The 16,588-nt window shown below is 50.5% G+C and carries 17 protein-coding genes; 7 read left to right on the forward strand and 10 right to left on the reverse strand.

The features are described 5' to 3' along the window. The first annotated feature begins 173 nt into the window (after positions 1 to 173). The gene (locus J3P35_RS13810) at positions 174 to 1,220 is read left to right on the forward strand and encodes a LacI family DNA-binding transcriptional regulator (protein ID WP_210465165.1); all 1,047 of its coding nucleotides are present in this window, start codon (positions 174 to 176) and stop codon (positions 1,218 to 1,220) included. Between the two features lie 171 nt (positions 1,221 to 1,391). Here J3P35_RS13810 and J3P35_RS13815 read toward each other — a convergent pair whose 3' ends face one another. From J3P35_RS13815 to J3P35_RS13845, 7 genes are all read right to left on the reverse strand, one after another. After that, positions 1,392 to 1,817, reverse strand: a complete 426-nt coding sequence (locus tag J3P35_RS13815) for a GNAT family N-acetyltransferase (RefSeq protein WP_210465166.1) — start codon at positions 1,815 to 1,817, stop codon at positions 1,392 to 1,394. Next, positions 1,807 to 3,516, reverse strand: a complete 1,710-nt coding sequence (gldG, locus tag J3P35_RS13820) for a gliding motility-associated ABC transporter substrate-binding protein GldG (RefSeq protein ID WP_210465167.1) — start codon at positions 3,514 to 3,516, stop codon at positions 1,807 to 1,809. Before gldG ends, J3P35_RS13815 begins: the two co-directional genes overlap by 11 nt. After that, positions 3,510 to 4,238, reverse strand: a complete 729-nt coding sequence (gene gldF, locus J3P35_RS13825; RefSeq protein WP_210465168.1) for a gliding motility-associated ABC transporter permease subunit GldF — start codon at positions 4,236 to 4,238, stop codon at positions 3,510 to 3,512. Before gldF ends, gldG begins: the two co-directional genes overlap by 7 nt. A 273-nt stretch (positions 4,239 to 4,511) precedes the next feature. Next, positions 4,512 to 5,432 (reverse strand): gliding motility-associated ABC transporter ATP-binding subunit GldA, encoded by a 921-nt coding sequence (gene gldA / locus J3P35_RS13830; protein ID WP_210465169.1) that lies wholly within the window; start codon positions 5,430 to 5,432, stop codon positions 4,512 to 4,514. Positions 5,433 to 5,441: 9 nt separating this feature from the next. Beyond that, complete coding sequence (locus tag J3P35_RS13835) at positions 5,442 to 6,158, reverse strand: SDR family oxidoreductase (RefSeq protein WP_149090949.1); 717 nt, start codon at positions 6,156 to 6,158, stop codon at positions 5,442 to 5,444. Positions 6,159 to 6,339: 181 nt separating this feature from the next. Next, a complete protein-coding gene (locus J3P35_RS13840; protein WP_210465170.1) occupies positions 6,340 to 7,128 on the reverse strand; it encodes a DUF695 domain-containing protein in 789 nt (262 codons plus the stop codon). Between the two features lie 20 nt (positions 7,129 to 7,148). After that, positions 7,149 to 7,856, reverse strand: coding sequence for an SDR family NAD(P)-dependent oxidoreductase (locus J3P35_RS13845; RefSeq protein WP_210465171.1), 708 nt, complete (start codon positions 7,854 to 7,856; stop codon positions 7,149 to 7,151). A gap of 109 nt (positions 7,857 to 7,965) precedes the next feature. Here J3P35_RS13845 and J3P35_RS13850 point away from each other — a divergent pair, with 109 nt between their 5' ends. Then, positions 7,966 to 8,694, forward strand: coding sequence for an MlaE family ABC transporter permease (locus J3P35_RS13850; RefSeq protein WP_210465172.1), 729 nt, complete (start codon positions 7,966 to 7,968; stop codon positions 8,692 to 8,694). Between the two features lie 41 nt (positions 8,695 to 8,735). After that, positions 8,736 to 9,542 carry an ABC transporter ATP-binding protein gene (locus J3P35_RS13855; protein WP_210465173.1) on the forward strand — a complete coding sequence of 269 codons (807 nt, stop codon included), beginning with the start codon at positions 8,736 to 8,738 and terminating at the stop codon, positions 9,540 to 9,542. 404 nt (positions 9,543 to 9,946) lie between these two features. Here the strand turns inward: J3P35_RS13855 and J3P35_RS13860 are convergent, their stop codons facing one another. The 3 genes from J3P35_RS13860 to J3P35_RS13870 are packed head-to-tail and all read right to left on the reverse strand — an operon-like array spanning position 9,947 to position 12,283. Next, a complete protein-coding gene (locus J3P35_RS13860; protein ID WP_210465174.1) occupies positions 9,947 to 10,558 on the reverse strand; it encodes a bifunctional nuclease family protein in 612 nt (203 codons plus the stop codon). A gap of 10 nt (positions 10,559 to 10,568) precedes the next feature. Beyond that, positions 10,569 to 11,543: an electron transfer flavoprotein subunit alpha/FixB family protein gene (locus tag J3P35_RS13865; protein WP_210465175.1), complete on the reverse strand. Its 975-nt coding sequence runs from the start codon at positions 11,541 to 11,543 to the stop codon at positions 10,569 to 10,571. Positions 11,544 to 11,545: 2 nt separating this feature from the next. Continuing rightward, complete coding sequence (locus tag J3P35_RS13870) at positions 11,546 to 12,283, reverse strand: electron transfer flavoprotein subunit beta/FixA family protein (RefSeq protein ID WP_210465176.1); 738 nt, start codon at positions 12,281 to 12,283, stop codon at positions 11,546 to 11,548. A gap of 62 nt (positions 12,284 to 12,345) precedes the next feature. Here J3P35_RS13870 and J3P35_RS13875 point away from each other — a divergent pair, with 62 nt between their 5' ends. The 4 genes from J3P35_RS13875 to J3P35_RS13890 all read left to right on the forward strand — a co-directional run bounded on the left by J3P35_RS13875 (position 12,346) and on the right by J3P35_RS13890 (position 16,534). Further along, positions 12,346 to 12,684, forward strand: a complete 339-nt coding sequence (locus tag J3P35_RS13875; protein WP_210465177.1) for a tetratricopeptide repeat protein — start codon at positions 12,346 to 12,348, stop codon at positions 12,682 to 12,684. A 391-nt stretch (positions 12,685 to 13,075) separates the two neighbouring features. Next, positions 13,076 to 13,864 (forward strand): transporter, encoded by a 789-nt coding sequence (locus J3P35_RS13880; RefSeq protein WP_210465178.1) that lies wholly within the window; start codon positions 13,076 to 13,078, stop codon positions 13,862 to 13,864. A 208-nt stretch (positions 13,865 to 14,072) separates the two neighbouring features. Next, positions 14,073 to 15,383, forward strand: a complete 1,311-nt coding sequence (locus J3P35_RS13885; protein WP_210465179.1) for a TolC family protein — start codon at positions 14,073 to 14,075, stop codon at positions 15,381 to 15,383. 41 nt (positions 15,384 to 15,424) lie between these two features. Further along, positions 15,425 to 16,534: an efflux RND transporter periplasmic adaptor subunit gene (locus J3P35_RS13890; RefSeq protein ID WP_210465180.1), complete on the forward strand. Its 1,110-nt coding sequence runs from the start codon at positions 15,425 to 15,427 to the stop codon at positions 16,532 to 16,534. Positions 16,535 to 16,588: the final 54 nt, after the last annotated feature.

Here is a 16,588-nt window from a genome sequence, read left to right on the forward strand (position 1 = left end):
TTTTTAACGTTTTGCCAAAATTACGAACAAATAATGAAGGTTTATTCAAAATATAGATTTTTTGAAGCGTCATTTTAACAGATGTTTAATTAGCTTTGCAGTAGATGCACTTCTGAAGTACGGGTATATCAATGAAAGCGTCATTCCCCTAATTACGAAATCGATAGACCTCCATGAGTAGAACCACCATACACGACATTGCCAAAGAGCTCAATACAAGCGCTTCAACGGTTTCTAAAGCCTTGAATGACCACCCTTCTATTAGTGCGGCCACCAAGGAACTGATCAGGACAGCGGCCCAAAACCTCAACTACCGGCAAAACCGTCTGGCTTCTTCCCTGCGGTCGGGGCGTACCAATATTATAGGGATCGTGATTCCGAGCTCTGACATTGGTTTCTTTGGGGGGGTAGTACACGGGATTGAGAAATTGGCCCGCAGCAATGGATATAATATTCTCCTTTTCCAGTCAAACGAAACCGGCGAGTACGAAGTTGAAGGAATTGAAACACTGCTGCAAACGAGTGTTGACGGCATCATTGTTTCTATTGCCAAAGACTCTCCTAACCTGGATCATTTCTATGATGTGAAAAAGCGAAAAGTGCCGCTGGTGCTTTTTGACCGGGTGAAAGATGAACTGAACTCCCCATCTGTGGTGGTGGATGACTATAAAGGGGCCTTCATGGCTACCGAGCACCTGATCCAGCAGGGCTACACGCGCATTGCGCATATTTCAGGGCCGCAGCACATCAAGATTTTCAATGACCGCCTTATAGGTTATGTAGATGCCTTGAAAACCTACAACTTACCTGTAGACGATGATCTGATTCAATATGGCCGGAACTCCATTGAGTCTGGCCGGGCCAGTGCCGAGCGGCTCCTGAACCGGAACAAGGGGATGGACGCTATTTTCGCAGCCGTAGATTTCACTGCCCTGGGTGCCTTACAGTACCTCAAGCACGCCGGCGTGCGGATGCCGGAGAAAATTGGGATGATAGGTTTCGGGAACGAATCTTTCAGTCCTTACGTGACACCAAGCCTTTCCACCATTGACCAACAGCCTGCCCGAATGGGAGAAGAAGCCTTCACCTTGTTTCTGGAAGCGATGGCTAATAAAACATCAGGTGCAAACGGCTCTGAGATCATAGAAGAACCCAAGAAAATCATACTGGAACCGTTGCTGGTGGTACGGGAGTCCTCCGTTAGAGTACCTAATCCTTAATGCTTTTGGTTTAAGATAAACTTACTCCTTATAAGAACTCCCTGTTTAGAGGCGATTTTTCAAAAAACCGGCTCTAAACAGGGAGTTTGCATTTTAGGGCATCCTGTGGCACTTTTCCAGAAAACCTGAGAGAAAGTACAAGAACACAATGATGAGATTTGCGAAAAAACTTTATTTCGGTGCCAAGGTCTTTTCCATCCGAATGTAGTCTATTCCATTCCTTGGGAAAGTCTCCCCTACTGGCTGCATTCCGGCCTTCAGGTAAAACCCCAAAGCCAAGGTGCGGGCGTGATACCAAACGGAAGTAATTCCTTCACCGGAAGAAAAGGCAAAAACATGCTGCAACAGCATCTGGCCGAAGCCCTGTGCCTGGAAGGCTGGTAGGGTGGCGAATTTCCTGAACTGCGCCTGCTGCTCCTTTATAAATAAGGAGATCACCGATACCCGCTCCCCTTCAACAGACAGCCCGAAATGAATTCCTGCTGCATCTTCTGGTAACTGAACAAAATGTAGCGGCTTATCGGGCCACATGACTTCATGGCGGATCTGCCAACTCTGAGCGGCGGCTATCTCTTTGATCTCTACCTTAGTGGGCATACTTGCGTTTCCGGAGCCAGAATTTCACCACACCAAACAAGAGCAGCAAAGCCAGCGGAATACCCAGGTTAATAGCCTGCCACTTGGTCCGCTCATCGCGCAGTTTGGCTTTGTCCAGCGGTCTTAATTTGATTTCCTTGCCGCGCAGTTCAATAAGGCCTTTCTCGTCCAAGAGGTAATCGGCCACGTTTTTCAGGAGTTCTTTATTGGCGAAGCGCGAGCGGGTGAACCGGTCAAAGCCCAGTTCCAGCGGGCGGCCGGAGCGCGGGTCCACTTCATTTGCGGCCAGGTCGCCGTCTGAGAACACCACAATCTGGGAGGCTTTGCCTTGGGCCTGGAACGGAATTCTGGTTCCTGCGGGCACCGGACGGTTCTTGAACACCGACTGGAATTTCCCTTCCAGCAGGTATCCTACCGGAATGGCGTTTTGGCTGAACAACTTGGGGTCTCGGTCAACGCGAGGATCGTTCAGGGAAATGGAAACCGGCGAATCGCGCTTGCGCGAATACTGCGAAGTCCAGAGTAGCGGCGACTTTTTGATACCCACGGCTTTCACGGTATCCAGGGAACTCACAAACTTGGTTTGCACGGCATCAAGGTTACGGGTGAGCGGCAGCTGACTGAAATTGCTGATGAGGGGGTAATAGCGCCAGGGCACCAGTTGCGTCTGCGGCTGGTTGCCCATGTAGCCCGTCACCATCGGGATGAAGCTCGCGTTGAGATCCTGCACCAGATCGGGGTTCACGCGCACGCCGTAGCGGAAAAGCATGTCCTGCAGGTTCAGGTCATAGGGGAAAGCCAGGAAGCCATTCTCTTGAATGCTGTCCAGGGAGGCGCGCACGCCATCCAGCATGAACAGCATCTTCCCGCCCCTGATCAGGAACTGATCCATTTTGTACTTGTCCAGCTCAGAGAACGGTTTGGTGGGTTTCATAAGCACCACCAGGTTAAAGTTGTTCAGGTCCGGCACCTGCGAAAGGTCTACCCGGTTTACGGTGTAAAATTCTGAAAGCGTGCCCAAAAAGTCTGCGGCCTGCGGGAGCCAAAGCTCGCCATGGCCTTGCAGTACCCCTATCCTTCCGGCACTGGCAGCCGCCACTTTCCTGATGCCCGAGGCCAGTTCGTATTCCAGTCCTTCAATGGATTGGTTCAGACGTTCTTCGGGCGGAGCGGCCTGGCTACCTCTCAGGAGTACCGCGGCGGTCTCTTTGCTTCCCGCGGAAATCAATGCGCCCGGGAACACGATTTTCTCCACTTTCTTATCGCCTTCCTGCGCGAACAGGTTGGTGGGTTGCAGTCCTTTCTGGGCCAGTTGCATGTAGAACTGGTTTCTGGCCTGCTCATTGGTGTTGGCGCTGGGGTCCACGAACTGGTACTGCACTTTGCCGTCTGAGTACAACCGGAACTCCTCCAGCATCTCGCGGGTGCTGTTCTGCAGCCTCCGGAATCCGGCTGGGAACTCGCCCTCCAGGTACACGGTCACCTGCACGGGTTCCCGCAGGTTGCCCAGCAGGTTCTTGGTCTGGTCTGAGATGGAATAGCGTTTATCCTCAGTGAGGTCTAGCCGGAAGAAATAGCGGCTGGCCACAAAGTTCAAAACCAGCAGCAAGCCCACGGCTACAAGGAAAAAGGTCCAGTCATGGCGGCGGCGGCTTTCCACGGCTTGTTTTTGCGTGACGGGGTTCGTTTGCTCTACCATTTTCTGCTCTCCAATACCAGTTTAGTACCCAACAGCATGATAGTGATCACGCTCAAAAAATACAGCACATCGCGGGAGTCAATAAGACCTTTGCTGATGGAGCTATAGTGATAAGAAATGCCCAGCTGCGCGATGTAATAAGAAGCCGTTCCCCAGGCGTCAATGGAGGCCAGCAAATCAAAGCCGGTGTACACCAGGTAGCACAGGAAAACCGCCAGAATGAAGGCCACAATCTGGTTCTCTGTGAGCGACGACGCGAAAATGCCCATAGCCACGAACACCGCCGCCAGAAACACCAGCCCCAGGTAAGAACCAGCCACCGCCGCCGAGTCAATATTCCCCACCGGGTCACCCAATTGGTACACACTCAGGTAGTACAACAAAGAAGGCAACAGCGCGAACAAAGCCAGCAACAAACAAGCGAAGTACTTGCCCAACAGCAGTTGGGTATCTGAAAGCGGTTTGGTAAGCAGCAGTTCCATGGTGCCGCCCTTCCGCTCCTCAGCGAAGGCGCGCATGGTAATAGCCGGAATCAGAAACAGGAACAGCCAAGGTGCCAGCATGAATACTGATTGCAGATCGGCGTAGCCGTAGTCCAGCACGCTACTGTCTGGAAAGACCCACATGAACAGGCCCGTAGCTACAAGAAACACCCCAATGACAATATAGCCGATGAGCGAGTTGAGGTAGGAGTTAAACTCTTTAGAAAGAATTGCGAACATATGATTGGGATACTAGTATCAAGACACCAGTATCAGGACTTCTTTAAAGTTGGCTAATTTCTATTTTAAGCTCCATTTCTGAAAATGAGCCCAAAAACAGAATTCACATTTATTATTCAAAACTGCATCTGTCATCTTGAAAAGATCTTGTGGGCAAACTAGTCAGACGTTAACTAAGCAATAATACAGCTTGCAACCAGGATCCTTTCAGGATGACAAAAAAGGTTTCTGTTTTCGACCCCATTTCTGGGAATGAGGCTCAAAACAACTTTTCTATTTACCTGATTTCGTCAGATCCTGGAACAGTTTCTCCAGGGAGTTCTCTTCCTGCTGAAGCCCAACCAACGGCCAGCCTCTCTCCCCTGCCAACCGGAAAATGGAAGAGCGGAGATCAATGTTGGAGGCGGCGATGACACGGTATTTCAGTGGCCCGGCGGGTTCCACGCGCTCTACCCCCGGCAAAGTCAACAACGGCGCAGGGTCTACTTCAGCCTCAAACTCTGCCAGAATCCTGGTTTCCTTGTGGCCCATGGTACGGAGATCGGCTACGGGGCTGTCTGCCACCAGTTGGCCCTGATTGATGATGAGCACGCGGTCACAGAGGGCGCTTACCTCCTGCATGATGTGGGTGGAGAACAAAACTGTCTTCGCCTGCCCTACTTCTTTGATCAGTTGCCTGATCTCCACAATCTGGTTCGGGTCAAGGCCGGTGGTAGGTTCATCCAGGATAAGCACCTGCGGATCATGGATGAGCGCCTGCGCCAATCCTACCCGTTGCCGATATCCTTTTGACAACGCCCCGATCTTCTTGTGGCGTTCCCGCGTGAGCCCGCAGAGGTTGATCATTTCCTCGGTGCGGGATTTTACTTGGTTACCGTTGAGGCCGTGCAGTTTACCCACGAAGTGCAGGTACTCGCGCACGTACATGTCCAGGTACAGGGGGTTATGCTCGGGCAGGTAACCCACCTGGCGGCGCACCTCCTTAGGTTCTTCCAGCACATCGTGGCCGTTCACCAGTACCGTACCGCTGCTGGGCGGCAGGTAACAGGTGGCAATTTTCATGGTAGTAGATTTGCCTGCCCCGTTTGGTCCCAAAAACCCCACAATCTCACCCGTGCGCACCGTAAACGAGACATGGTCTACGGCGGCCTGGGTCCCATACAGTTTGGTCAGGTCTTTTATTTCAATTCCCATGCGTAAGGGTTAGGCTTTCTTTTTCTCTGGACGGCCCTTGGGCATGAGTGGTCGCACCTCAATGTCCACGTGGTGGTAGTTGGGCGGCGACTGCAGCACGTGCAAGATGGTAGAGGCAATGTCTTCAGGCTGCATCATGTTCTCTGGTGCGGTGCCGGTTCCCTCAAAACCGTCAAAGAAACTGGTGGCGGTTGAGCCCGGATAGATGCAGGTTACTTTAATGCCGTGCGGCCGAACTTCCTTGAAAAGCGACTGCGAGATGCCGCGCACCGCGAATTTGGTGGCGCAGTAGCCGCTCATGTTCTCAATGCCCGTTAACCCGGCAATGGAGGAGATATTGATGATATGGCCTTCCAGTTGTTTTTTCATCTGGGGCAGCACCAAGCGCGTGCAGTAGAAGATCCCGTTCACGTTGGTGTCCATCATGGTCTGCCAGTCACGGGGGCTCATGGTGTCAATGGCTCCCTGGATGCCTAGCCCGGCGTTGTTGATGAGCACGGAGATATTCTGCCGTAAGCGCTCAACGGTCTGCTCGTAGGCCGTCAGCACTGAGTGCTCAAAGCGCACGTCGCACTCAAAAAAATAGAAATCTGGGTGAGATATTTTAGGGCGCGAGCGGCTCCAGCTTACCACGGTTGCTCCTTGCTCCAACAACAGTTTGGCGGCAGCCAGACCAATCCCGCTGCTGGCACCGGTGATCACAACTACTTTTCCTTCTAGTTCCATATCTTAGAATTTGCTCAAATTTAATCAAAAGAGATTTACCTATATCTAATTGTTCAATTTTAGCGCACCAGCTCAACGACCTTTATATAGATTATTGATTATCCTGCTTCTTTATGGCCTAACCATATGTTTTTCCACTACCCCCTGGTACTACAGCTTCAGTGTTGAAGGGTTAAGTACGTCACTGAGGCGCTTCGTTTGCGCCATCACTTTCAATAGAAGTTTCCCAGCCATCATATTTAGCTCCGTACTCCTGGGCCAGTCTCCAGAGGTAAAGCACCATGTCATTGATAGGCTCTTCCTCGGTTTTGGACTCTGATGAAACCTCTAGTTTATAGTGCAGTTTCTCAAAATCAGGCTCAAAACCCTCTTCCTCTTTCGCGTAGCCTTTGGTGGAGATTTCCTGCCAGTACTTCTCTCGGGAAGCTTCATCCGGGAAATAGATCCAATGCTCCACCTTGCGCGAAACAGTAGGGTTGTCGCCGGCTTCCTCAAGATGACGGAGAACTTTCGCATTCTGGATCTTTTGTACATCGGCTGGTTCCGGGAAGAGGAACTCCAGGTAGGTTTCCCATTCCGGGTCTTCCCAGGTCTCTGCCTCAAAACTGTACTGCGGGAATTTCTCTGCGACCTCATTAAGGTAATGCTCCACCATGAGCACCTCCCGGGCATAAAAATAGAATTTCCGGAAGCCTCCGTTCAGGGTTTTTCCTACAAAAACCGCTTCCAAACCAGTCTCAAAAATATCGGCTAAAAGGTCTTCTATTTCACCCAGGGCCTCCCACTCCGTGTCCTCCGGAAAACCATCTTCCCGCACAGACAATACGGGCACCGTGACTTCAACTACTTTCTCCTGCTCTTCCAGTGGCGCCACCGAACTCAGGTTCAGGTCCAGCCCAATGAAGGCCGGTTTTGATTCGATCTGGCAAAAGTAGACGTCCCAGTCCGGCTGGTATTCATTATCTTCCATGTTGTTCTTTTTGGGCTTGCTTATATATCGCCTAATTGCGGACGCAGCAACAGTTCCTCTATAACGGTTTGTTTGGAGATATAGTGGGCGTTCCAGATGGCATTGGCCACATCCTCTGGTTTCATGAACCGGTCTTTGGGCAGATCCACGCCTTCCCAGCTAGAGGTGTAAGTAGCACCCGGCAGCACCGCCGTCACCCTGATGTTGTACTCCTTCAGTTCTTCGCGCAGAACCCTGGTCATGCCGTACAAGGCGTGCTTGGCAATGCAGTAAGAGCCGCCGTTGGGGTAAGCCATAATACTGGCCGTAGAGCAGAGCGTGAAAATGTGTCCATCGCGGCGCCGGATCATATCTGTGACCAGGCCCTTGGTAAGGTCATAGGCACTGTACAGGTTGGTGTTGATCATCTCGCGCAGCACCGTATCGCTCTCCTCATGGATTTTACCCGGGATGAAGAAGCCGGCGTTGTTCACCAGCACATCTACCTTCACTTTCAAAGACTGAATGTACTCAAGAAAACGCTGCACCTCCCCTGCCTGGCTTACATCCGCGGACACAAAGAAAACCTTGGAGAAAGTGTATTTCTGTTCTATCTCCAGCTTAAGATTATCAAGGTCTTTCTGGCTGCGGGAGCAGGTGATGATATGGAACCCCTCGGCCGCGAAACGGTCTACAATGGCTCGTCCAATGCCCTTGGTACCGCCCGTAACCACTATATATTTTTGCATGAGAACGATGTTTTTTCTTTTTTCAACGTAATATAGGCATTTGAAACTAAGATTTGCCTAAACACCACCCCTTGCGGCGAGCCTGCATTGACCTCTTTGAACTAACTGCATGAAAACTTTTGGTGCATTTTTACTCTTTTTATCCAGCCTTGTTAAAAGAGGTGAGTCTCCCAGGATTCTGTTAAACAGAACCATAGATGAAGCCATCTTAATTGGCATTGACTCAGTTTTTATTGTGGCAGTGGTTTCTACCTTTATTGGGGCGGTAACCTGCGTGCAAATCTCCTATAACCTGACCAATGCCTTAATCCCGAGGTCTACCATCGGGTTCATGGTACGGGAAATGACCATCCTGGAACTGGCCCCTACCATTACCTCCATTGTTTTGGCCGGTAAAGTAGGCTCCAGTATTGCGGGCGGCTTGGGTACCATGCGCATCACAGAACAGGTAGACGCCCTGGAGGTAATGGGAATCAACTCCTCATCTTACCTGGTGTTGCCTAAAATCATGGCCGCTTTCCTGGTGTTTCCTATGCTGGTGATTGTGTCTATGTTCCTATCCATTTTGGGCGGCTACCTTGCCGGAAGTTTATCTGGCGCCTTGTCTGGGCAGGAGTACATCACGGGTTTACGGTCAGATTTTATTCCATACAACATTACCTTCGCTTTGATCAAATCTGTGGTGTTTGCCTTTCTGGTGGCGTCCATCTCTTCTTACCAGGGATACTTCACAGAAGGTGGCGCCCTGGAGGTAGGTAGAGCCAGTACCAAAGCCGTTACCAACAGCGTGATTGCCATTCTGATCGCTGACTTTGTTTGCGCGCAGTTATTGCTCTAAGCACATTTTGCATAAAGGCAACCCCTTCTGGTTGAACCAACATGATAGAAATCCATAACATACATAAAACCTTCAACGGCGTGAAGGTACTCAACGGCATCAGCGGAAACTTTGAGTCTGGCAAGATGAACATGCTATTAGGCGCCAGCGGTACCGGTAAAAGCGTGCTCCTGAAATGCATTGTAGGGTTGGTGAAACCAGACCTGGGCAGCATCACATATGACGGGCGCATCTTCGCGAACAACAAACTAGACATTAAACAGGAGATCAGACGCAAGATTGGAATGCTCTTCCAGGGCAGTGCCCTGTTTGACTCCATGACCGTGAATGAGAACGTGGAATTCCCACTGCGAATGCTCTCAGACATGAGCAAAAACGACCGCTTAGACCGGGTGCAATTCTGCCTCAAAAGAGTGGGCCTGGAAAACGCCGGCAATAAAATGCCTTCTGAGCTGAGCGGCGGGATGAAGAAACGCGTGGGCATTGCCCGGGCCATTGCCCCTAACTGCACCTACCTTTTCTGCGATGAACCCAACTCAGGCCTTGATCCCCTCACCGCCATCACCATTGATGAGCTGATCAAGGAAATCACCTTGGAGTACAACATTACCACCATTGTTGTAACCCATGACATGAACTCCGTGCTGGAGTATGGCGACAATGTGATGTTCCTGTACAAAGGCCATAAACTCTGGGAAGGCCACAGCAGCACCATCATGGACACCAACGTGAAGGAACTGAATGACTTTATCTTCTCTAACCGCCTGATGCGCGATGCCAAGAAAGTGGACGAGATTGAGGCGGAAGAGCGCCAGGAAGACGAGCAAAGACACGAAGAGCAGCGGTAGAACTTTTCTAACCTAATCTGTTTGAGGCTTATTTTGAAGAAATCGGGCCTGAAACGAAAAGGAGGTTTAGCTTTCATCTAACTGGCAGATTATATTTTTTACCAAAAAAAGTTTGATGAAGACAAGTCTGATTCTTGCCTGTTTTTAGAAAATCAGGTTGGAACCTGAAATCGTTAAACAGAAATCAACACAGCCCTTTCCTGAGGCTAACGCCTCACTGAAGTTGCAAACTTCAACTCATTGTAGGTCCAAGTTAAAAACTTGAACCAGAGATTGAACGGAAGAAAAGGTGGCTATTTTAAGACCGGTAAACCGGATATATATTCAAAACCAGAATAGACCTATAAAAAGAAAGCGTCTCAGGCAGAACCTGAGACGCTTTCTTTTTATAGGATTAATAAAGCTTAATTCCGTTTGTTCAATTCGTCGCGGATTTTGGCGGCCCGTTCGTAGTCCTCTTTTTCCAGGGCCTCGTTGAGCATGGTGTTCAGCTCGTCAACGGATACCTCTTTGAGGTTGCCTTTCCCGCTGCCTGAGGTGGATACGCTGGTAGATGCGGAGGTTGGGATCTCATCGGTTTCTTCTTCGTCCTCCTCTTCCTCCATATCACTTAAGATGATACCGGCTTCTGAAAGAACGGACTCCACGGTGTAGATGGGCACCCCAAACCGCAGCCCAATGGCGATAGCGTCTGACGGACGGGCGTCCAGCTCAAACTCCTTCTCGCCGTCTGTGCACACGATCTTGGAAAAGAACACCCCTTCCTTTAAATCCGAAATCATAATCTCCTGCACGCTCACCTCCATCTGCTGGGCAAAGGACTTGAACAAGTCATGCGTAAGCGGGCGGGTAGGATTAATCTTTTCAATCTGGATAGCAATGGACTGCGCCTCAAACATGCCTATGATGATAGGCAAACGGCGACTTCCCTCCTTTTCGCCCAGAACCAGGGCAAAAGATCCGGATTGCGACTGGCTTGAGGACAAACCAAGAATCTCTAGCTCAATTTTCTTCACAGTTTCTCTTCTATTTGTCTAAAGCTTTGGCGGCTTCTATCAATTTAGGTACAACCTCAGTAGCGTCTCCCACAATACCGTAATCTGCGGCTTTGAAGAATGGTGCCTCCGGATCTTTATTGATAACGACAATTACTTTAGAAGAGTTAACCCCAGCCAGGTGTTGAATGGCTCCGGAGATGCCCACCGCGATGTAAAGGTTAGGGCTCACGGTGATTCCGGTCTGGCCTACGTGCTCATGATGCGGTCTCCAGCCCACGTCGGCCACGGGCTTGGAACAGGCAGTGGCAGCACCCAGCGCTTTGGCTAGATCCTCAATCAAATGCCAGTTTTCAGGCCCTTTTAAGCCTCTACCGCCAGAAACAACCAGATCAGCCTCTGTCAACAGGATGTCGCCAGACTGGCGGATGGTTTCCTTGGGAGCCGTCGCGAAGTCAGCATCAGACAGATCAGCCGAGAAATTCTCTACCGTGGCAGTGCCGCCGGCAGCGGTTTCAATGTCCAGCGCATTTTTCTTTACGGCGATAATTTTTTTATCTGAGGTCAATTCCACGTCTGAAAACGCCTTGCCGGAGAACACCCCGCGGCGCACGGTGAACGAAGAACCGTTGATCTGCGGCAAAGACACCACGTTGGTCGCCAAAGAGGCGCCCAGTTTCACCGCCAGACGAGAACCGATAGCGGCCCCGATGTTGGAGTTGGAAAGCACAATCACGGTGGAGTTTTCCACCTCGGCGGCTTTGGCGATCACTTTCACGTAGGCAGCCGCCACAAAATCATGCAGGCGGGTGTCATTGTCTAATAAAACTTTGGAGACTCCCTGCTCACCCAAACGGGTAAGGGCATCTGCCTGCACATCGCCAATGGCAACGGCGGTGGCCGAGGTACCCAGGGCGGCGGCTACTTTGCTCCCGTACGAAGCTGCTTCCAGGGAAGACTTCTTCACTTCGCCGTTCGCGCACTCAATCACTACTAATACTGACATGCTTATAGAACTTTAGCTTCGTTACGCAATAATTTAATGAGGTCACCGGCGCTCTCGGCGGGGATCATCTTCACCCCAGATTTGGCGGGTGGCAACTCATAGTTCTGGACGCTGGTTTTGGCATCCTGGCCTACCGGCTCCACTACTTTCAAAGGCTTGGTGCGGGCCGTCATGATACCGCGCATGTTGGGGATGCGGGGCTCGGTCATAGGCTGCTGAGCAGTCACTACCAATGGCAGAGAGGCCTCAATCACTTCTTTACCGCCTTCAATCTCACGCTCCAAAGTAGCGGTTGAACCGTTCACGTCCAGTTTAATGGCGGGGGCAATGGTAGGGATGCCTAACAACTCACCAACCATGCCGTGTACCTGGAATCCGTTGTAGTCAATAGACTCACGGCCCATCAGGATAAGGTCATAGCCGCCTTCTTTGGCGTAGTGGGCAATCTGCTGGGCAACCAGGAAAGCATCGGTAGGTTTCAAATTAACTCTGATGGCGTCATCTGCCCCAATGGCCAAAGCCTTCCGGATATTTGGTTCGGTATCGGCTTCGCCTACGTTCAGTACCGTCACGGTTCCGCCCTGGGCTTCTTTCAGCTCAATGGCGCGGGTAAGGGCATATTCATCGTAAGGGTTAATGACAAACTGAACCCCGGCCGTGTTAAACGCTTTGCCGTCAGGCGAAAAGGTTATTTTGGTGGTGGTATCAGGCACGTTGCTAATGCAAACTAAGATCTTCATTTAACTTAGGGTTAGCTTAATTAAGTTAATTTTGTGGGCAATTTAAAAGAATAATTCATCAAATGGAAACGACCAACAGCAGATTGACGCAACTCCTGGCCTTCTACGAAGAAGATCCGAACGATCCGTTCACCATGTACGCCATCGCGACGGAATACCGCCCTACAGACCCCGCAAAGGCGCGCTTCTTCTACGAAAAACTGCTGGCCGAGCATCCAGAGTACGTAGGCACCTACTACCACGCGGCCAGTCTCTATCTGCAGCTAGAGGAGCCGGAGCTTGCCAAACAGGCGTACCAGAAAGGCATGCAAATTAGCCGGCAGTTGGGCCAACTACATGCCTTCTCAGAGTTGCAGCAGGCCTACAACAAGATGATGGGTTTAGATTACGAAGATGATTAAAAAATAGTTTGCATGCATACTATTTTTGCGTTTTTATTCAAATTATACCCCTTTTAGGCCGAAAACCTGCTTTGCTCCCGCCCTTTCAGGCACCTGGTGAGACAAAGCTGTTTTCGGCCTTATTTTTTGAAAATAGCCTGGAAAGAGCCAGGCAAAAGTCCTATTCCTCTGGCTATCTCCTTTTCAGGTTTCTCCTGTATCATAAGCCCTCTTCTCTTTATCTCTTCTCATTTCACCTGCATCCTGGAAAAGGCTAGGTGAAAGTAGGGTTACGCCTATCTCCTTCACTTTACCCATATGTTGTTCAAATACTTACCTAATATTTAGGTTAATCTAAACTTTTAATTAGCTTTACCTGTAGAGTTATTTAGTTAAATCTTAGCTACGTTCTATGAAAATAACTTTACTTCTCCTGTTAGAGATACTGCCCTTTCTATGCCTGGCGCAAACCGGTCAGGATAGCCTCAGAGTAAAGCAACCCCTTGAAACGGACCGGCCTGACCAAACGGAGTCTTCCAGCGTGGTGCCATTGGGCACGCTACAGGTGGAAAGTGGTTTTTTCTGGCAGGTGGAACGACGGAAGGGTCAGAAGATCACCGATGTTCTTTACCCTACCGTTCTCCTGCGCGTGGGCCTGCTGGAAAGAATGGAACTGCGGTTTATAACTGAATACTGTAAGTCAACCCTGATCAATGACCGGGGAGCGACTTCCAAACGGGGGTTGAATGCTATGGCGGTGGGCACCAAAATCTATATAACTGAGGAAAAAGGATTGATCCCTGAAATATCCCTGCTGGGGCACCTTACCCTTCCCTCAGGCTCCTCAGAATTCCGCCCCACCTACGTGGCCCCAGATTTCAGGCTGTCCCTCTCCCACACCCTGACCAACTCTCTCTGCTTAGGCTATAATTTAGGCTACCACTGGGATGGCGGCACCCCGGAAGGAACCGGCATCTACACCTTGTCTTTGGCAGCGGATATCAGTGAACGATCGGGGGCGTATGTAGAAGTGTTCGGCGACAAGCCGGAGAAAGGAAGCTGGTGCCACTCAGCCGATGCGGGCTTCACCTTTTCTCCCCGTTATAATATCCAACTGGATGTATCCATGGCCGTGGGAATCACCTCAGCGTCCCCGGATTACTATCTGAACGCCGGCCTTAGTTTCAGGATACCCAGGTAAATTGTCTTAGCTTTCTTTTTGTGAGGAAACCTGCTTCTTTGCCTGACCTAAAGGCAAACTCGTTCAGGAAATACATTTCAATAATTTGCAAAAGGTTGTACGTTTGACCCTACAGAGGCATTTTTCCTCTCTCATCACTTTCTAATCTGGCTCTAATCAGCCTATAATATGGGCCTTCTACTTTTGGGCATTCTTAATCAGAGTGCCCATGTTGAAACCCAAATTGATTTTTCTGCATTTCCTGCTGGCATTTACACTCCAGCCAGTTTATGCACACATTACCAGTAAACCCACCTTTCCTATTACAGCGAAGTCAGATTCGCTGCGTCTTACGCTTTCTGAGGCAGAGCTGCTTTTCCAGGAGCGTAGTCTTCCCCTTTTAGCACAGAAAACGGCTATAGAAGCCTCTCGGGCTGCTATCATTCAGGCTAAGTTGTTTGAAAATCCGGTCCTGAGCTTAGACCAGGGTGTCTATAACCCCACCAACGGCCGCTATTTTGATGTGACCAAGCAAGGCCAGACGTACGTGCAACTGGACCAACTCTTTTACCTGGCCGGCAAGCGGAACAAACGGGTGCAGGTAGAGCAACTGAATACTCAGCTCACCGAGCAGGCCTACTTTGATCTGCTGCGCACCCTTCGCTTTGCCCTGCGCACTAGCTTTATTGAACTGCATTACAAACTGCAAGGCTACAAAGTGCTGCAGGAAAGAACCCAGGCAGTGCAACGGCTGGTCACCGCCCTGGACGGACAATACAGAAAAGGCAACATCCCTTTAAAAGAGATTACCAGGCTCAAAGCTTTGCTTTTTCAGTTGGGCAACCAGCAGTTGAGTTTGCTGAACGAGATTCAGAAAGAGCAGGCAGAACTACGGCTGCTCACCAGCACTCCGGCTACCACAACGCTGGTGCCAGTAGTAAACGAGGCTGCACTTAACAACCTCAACGGTACTGAGCTCTCTTTCGCCCAGCTTTTGGAAACCGCCCAGGAAAACCGTTATGACCTGAAAGCCGCGGAGACAGACGTCCATTTACAGCAAGCCAATCTGAAGTTGCAGAAAGCATTGGCAGTTCCTGATCTAACCGTAGGAGCCAATTATGACCGCCAAAGCAACTTCATTCGGGATTATGTGGGCTTGAACGTGTCTGTGCCGCTCCCGCTCTGGAACCGTAATCAAGGCAACATCAAAATGGCCCGCCATGAAGTGGACCGCAGCCAGCAGCTCTTGTCTCAGCAGCAACTGGTGGTGGAGAACGAAGTGATGCAGGCCTACCAGAAAGCGCAGGAAGCCCAGAAGTTCTACGCGTCTTTTGACCCCAACTTCCGGCAAGACTTTGACCGCTTATTGGAAGGCGTGACCTCCAGCTTCGTTCGCCGCAACATCAGCCTCATTGAGTTCTTGGACTACTACGAAACCTACACTGATAGCATCACCCAATTGCTGGAACTCAGCACCAACCGGTTACGCACCCTAGAGGAAATCAATTTCGCCGTGGGCAAACCAGTCATCTCTTATTAATAAGTCAAACTTACCCATTACTTCCCATCTCTTGTATTTATATGAAAAGTAAAATAGCATCTCCGATTCTGGCCTTACTCAGTGGAGTCCTTTTCTTCACTTCCTGCTCAGAAGAAAAGAAGCCTGAACAGAACTCCCCCATCGCTATAAATGAACTGTGCCTCACCGATACGCTCTCCAACATGGTGCGGATGGACACCGCGCGGCTGCAGCAAGTCACGAACCAATTGCAACTAGTTGGAAAGATCTCGCTGGATGAGAAAAAGGTGTTCAAGGTATTCCCGCTGGTGGGCGGACACGTGCAAACCGTGAAGGTGGAAATGGGCGACTACGTGCAGAAAGGCCAGACGCTGGCGGTGATCCGGAGTGGCGAGATCGCGGAGTTTGAGCAGCAGCGCATTGCCGCGCAGTCAGCTCAGCAATTGGCGCAGAAGAACCTGGACGTAGCCAAAGACATGCTGGCGGCCGGACTTATCTCCGAGAAAGAACTGCTGGCCGCCCAACAGGAGAAAAAGAACGCCGATGCGGAGGTGCAGCGCTTGAAGCAGATCTACGGCATCTACAGCATAGGCAAAGGCTCTGAGTACGTGGTGAAAGCCCCCTCGGCGGGATTTGTGGTGGAGAAAAATATCAACGCCGACATGCAGATCCGCTCAGACAATGACACCAACATCTTCACCATCTCAAGCATGAACGAGATCTGGGTCATGGCCAACGTGTTTGAGTCGGATATCTCCAAGATCAAGGAAGGCTACGCCGCAGAGGTGACCACGCTAAGCTACCCGGATAAGGTGTTCAAAGGCAAGATTGACCGCATCTTCAACGTGCTGGACCCCGAGACCCGCACCATGAAAGTTCGGGTACGCCTGGACAATCCTGATTTTTCGCTGAAACCGGAGATGTTCGCCAACATCCGATTGCAGTATCCAGATGGCAAGCAACTGCTGGCGGTTCCCGCGCAATCCATCGTCTTTGACCAGAGCAAAAATTACGTGATGGTGTACCGCAAACGCTGCGATGTGGAACTGCGGGAAGTACAGGTCTACCAAACCGTGGGCCAGACAACTTACCTCCAGAGCGGCCTCCAGGAAGGAGAAAGTGTAATCAGTAAGTACCCGCTCCTGGTTTACAACGCCTCCAAGGCAAAATAAGCTATCCTCGTTTTGGGCCTGTTTTTCTAAAAAGAGGCCCAAAACCGAAATCAC

The sequence above is a fragment of the Rufibacter roseolus genome (assembly GCF_017916365.1).
Taxonomy (GTDB): domain Bacteria; phylum Bacteroidota; class Bacteroidia; order Cytophagales; family Hymenobacteraceae; genus Nibribacter; species Nibribacter roseolus.

What these genes read in the sequence shown, in the direction of transcription:
- J3P35_RS13835 (WP_149090949.1), bottom strand. Translation starts at nt 6,158, where the DNA reads ATGGAACTAGAAGGAAAAGTAGTTGTGATCACCGGTGCCAGCAGCGGG.
- J3P35_RS13840 (WP_210465170.1), bottom strand. Translation starts at nt 7,128, where the DNA reads ATGGAAGATAATGAATACCAGCCGGACTGGGACGTCTACTTTTGCCAG.
- J3P35_RS13880 (WP_210465178.1), top strand. Translation starts at nt 13,076, where the DNA reads ATGAAAATAACTTTACTTCTCCTGTTAGAGATACTGCCCTTTCTATGC.
- J3P35_RS13875 (WP_210465177.1), top strand. Translation starts at nt 12,346, where the DNA reads ATGGAAACGACCAACAGCAGATTGACGCAACTCCTGGCCTTCTACGAA.
- J3P35_RS13855 (WP_210465173.1), top strand. Translation starts at nt 8,736, where the DNA reads ATGATAGAAATCCATAACATACATAAAACCTTCAACGGCGTGAAGGTA.
- J3P35_RS13890 (WP_210465180.1), top strand. Translation starts at nt 15,425, where the DNA reads ATGAAAAGTAAAATAGCATCTCCGATTCTGGCCTTACTCAGTGGAGTC.
- gldA (WP_210465169.1), bottom strand. Translation starts at nt 5,432, where the DNA reads ATGGGAATTGAAATAAAAGACCTGACCAAACTGTATGGGACCCAGGCC.
- gldG (WP_210465167.1), bottom strand. Translation starts at nt 3,516, where the DNA reads ATGGTAGAGCAAACGAACCCCGTCACGCAAAAACAAGCCGTGGAAAGC.
- J3P35_RS13845 (WP_210465171.1), bottom strand. Translation starts at nt 7,856, where the DNA reads ATGCAAAAATATATAGTGGTTACGGGCGGTACCAAGGGCATTGGACGA.
- J3P35_RS13865 (WP_210465175.1), bottom strand. Translation starts at nt 11,543, where the DNA reads ATGTCAGTATTAGTAGTGATTGAGTGCGCGAACGGCGAAGTGAAGAAG.
- J3P35_RS13810 (WP_210465165.1), top strand. Translation starts at nt 174, where the DNA reads ATGAGTAGAACCACCATACACGACATTGCCAAAGAGCTCAATACAAGC.
- J3P35_RS13885 (WP_210465179.1), top strand. Translation starts at nt 14,073, where the DNA reads ATGTTGAAACCCAAATTGATTTTTCTGCATTTCCTGCTGGCATTTACA.
- gldF (WP_210465168.1), bottom strand. Translation starts at nt 4,238, where the DNA reads ATGTTCGCAATTCTTTCTAAAGAGTTTAACTCCTACCTCAACTCGCTC.
- J3P35_RS13850 (WP_210465172.1), top strand. Translation starts at nt 7,966, where the DNA reads ATGAAAACTTTTGGTGCATTTTTACTCTTTTTATCCAGCCTTGTTAAA.
- J3P35_RS13870 (WP_210465176.1), bottom strand. Translation starts at nt 12,283, where the DNA reads ATGAAGATCTTAGTTTGCATTAGCAACGTGCCTGATACCACCACCAAA.
- J3P35_RS13815 (WP_210465166.1), bottom strand. Translation starts at nt 1,817, where the DNA reads ATGCCCACTAAGGTAGAGATCAAAGAGATAGCCGCCGCTCAGAGTTGG.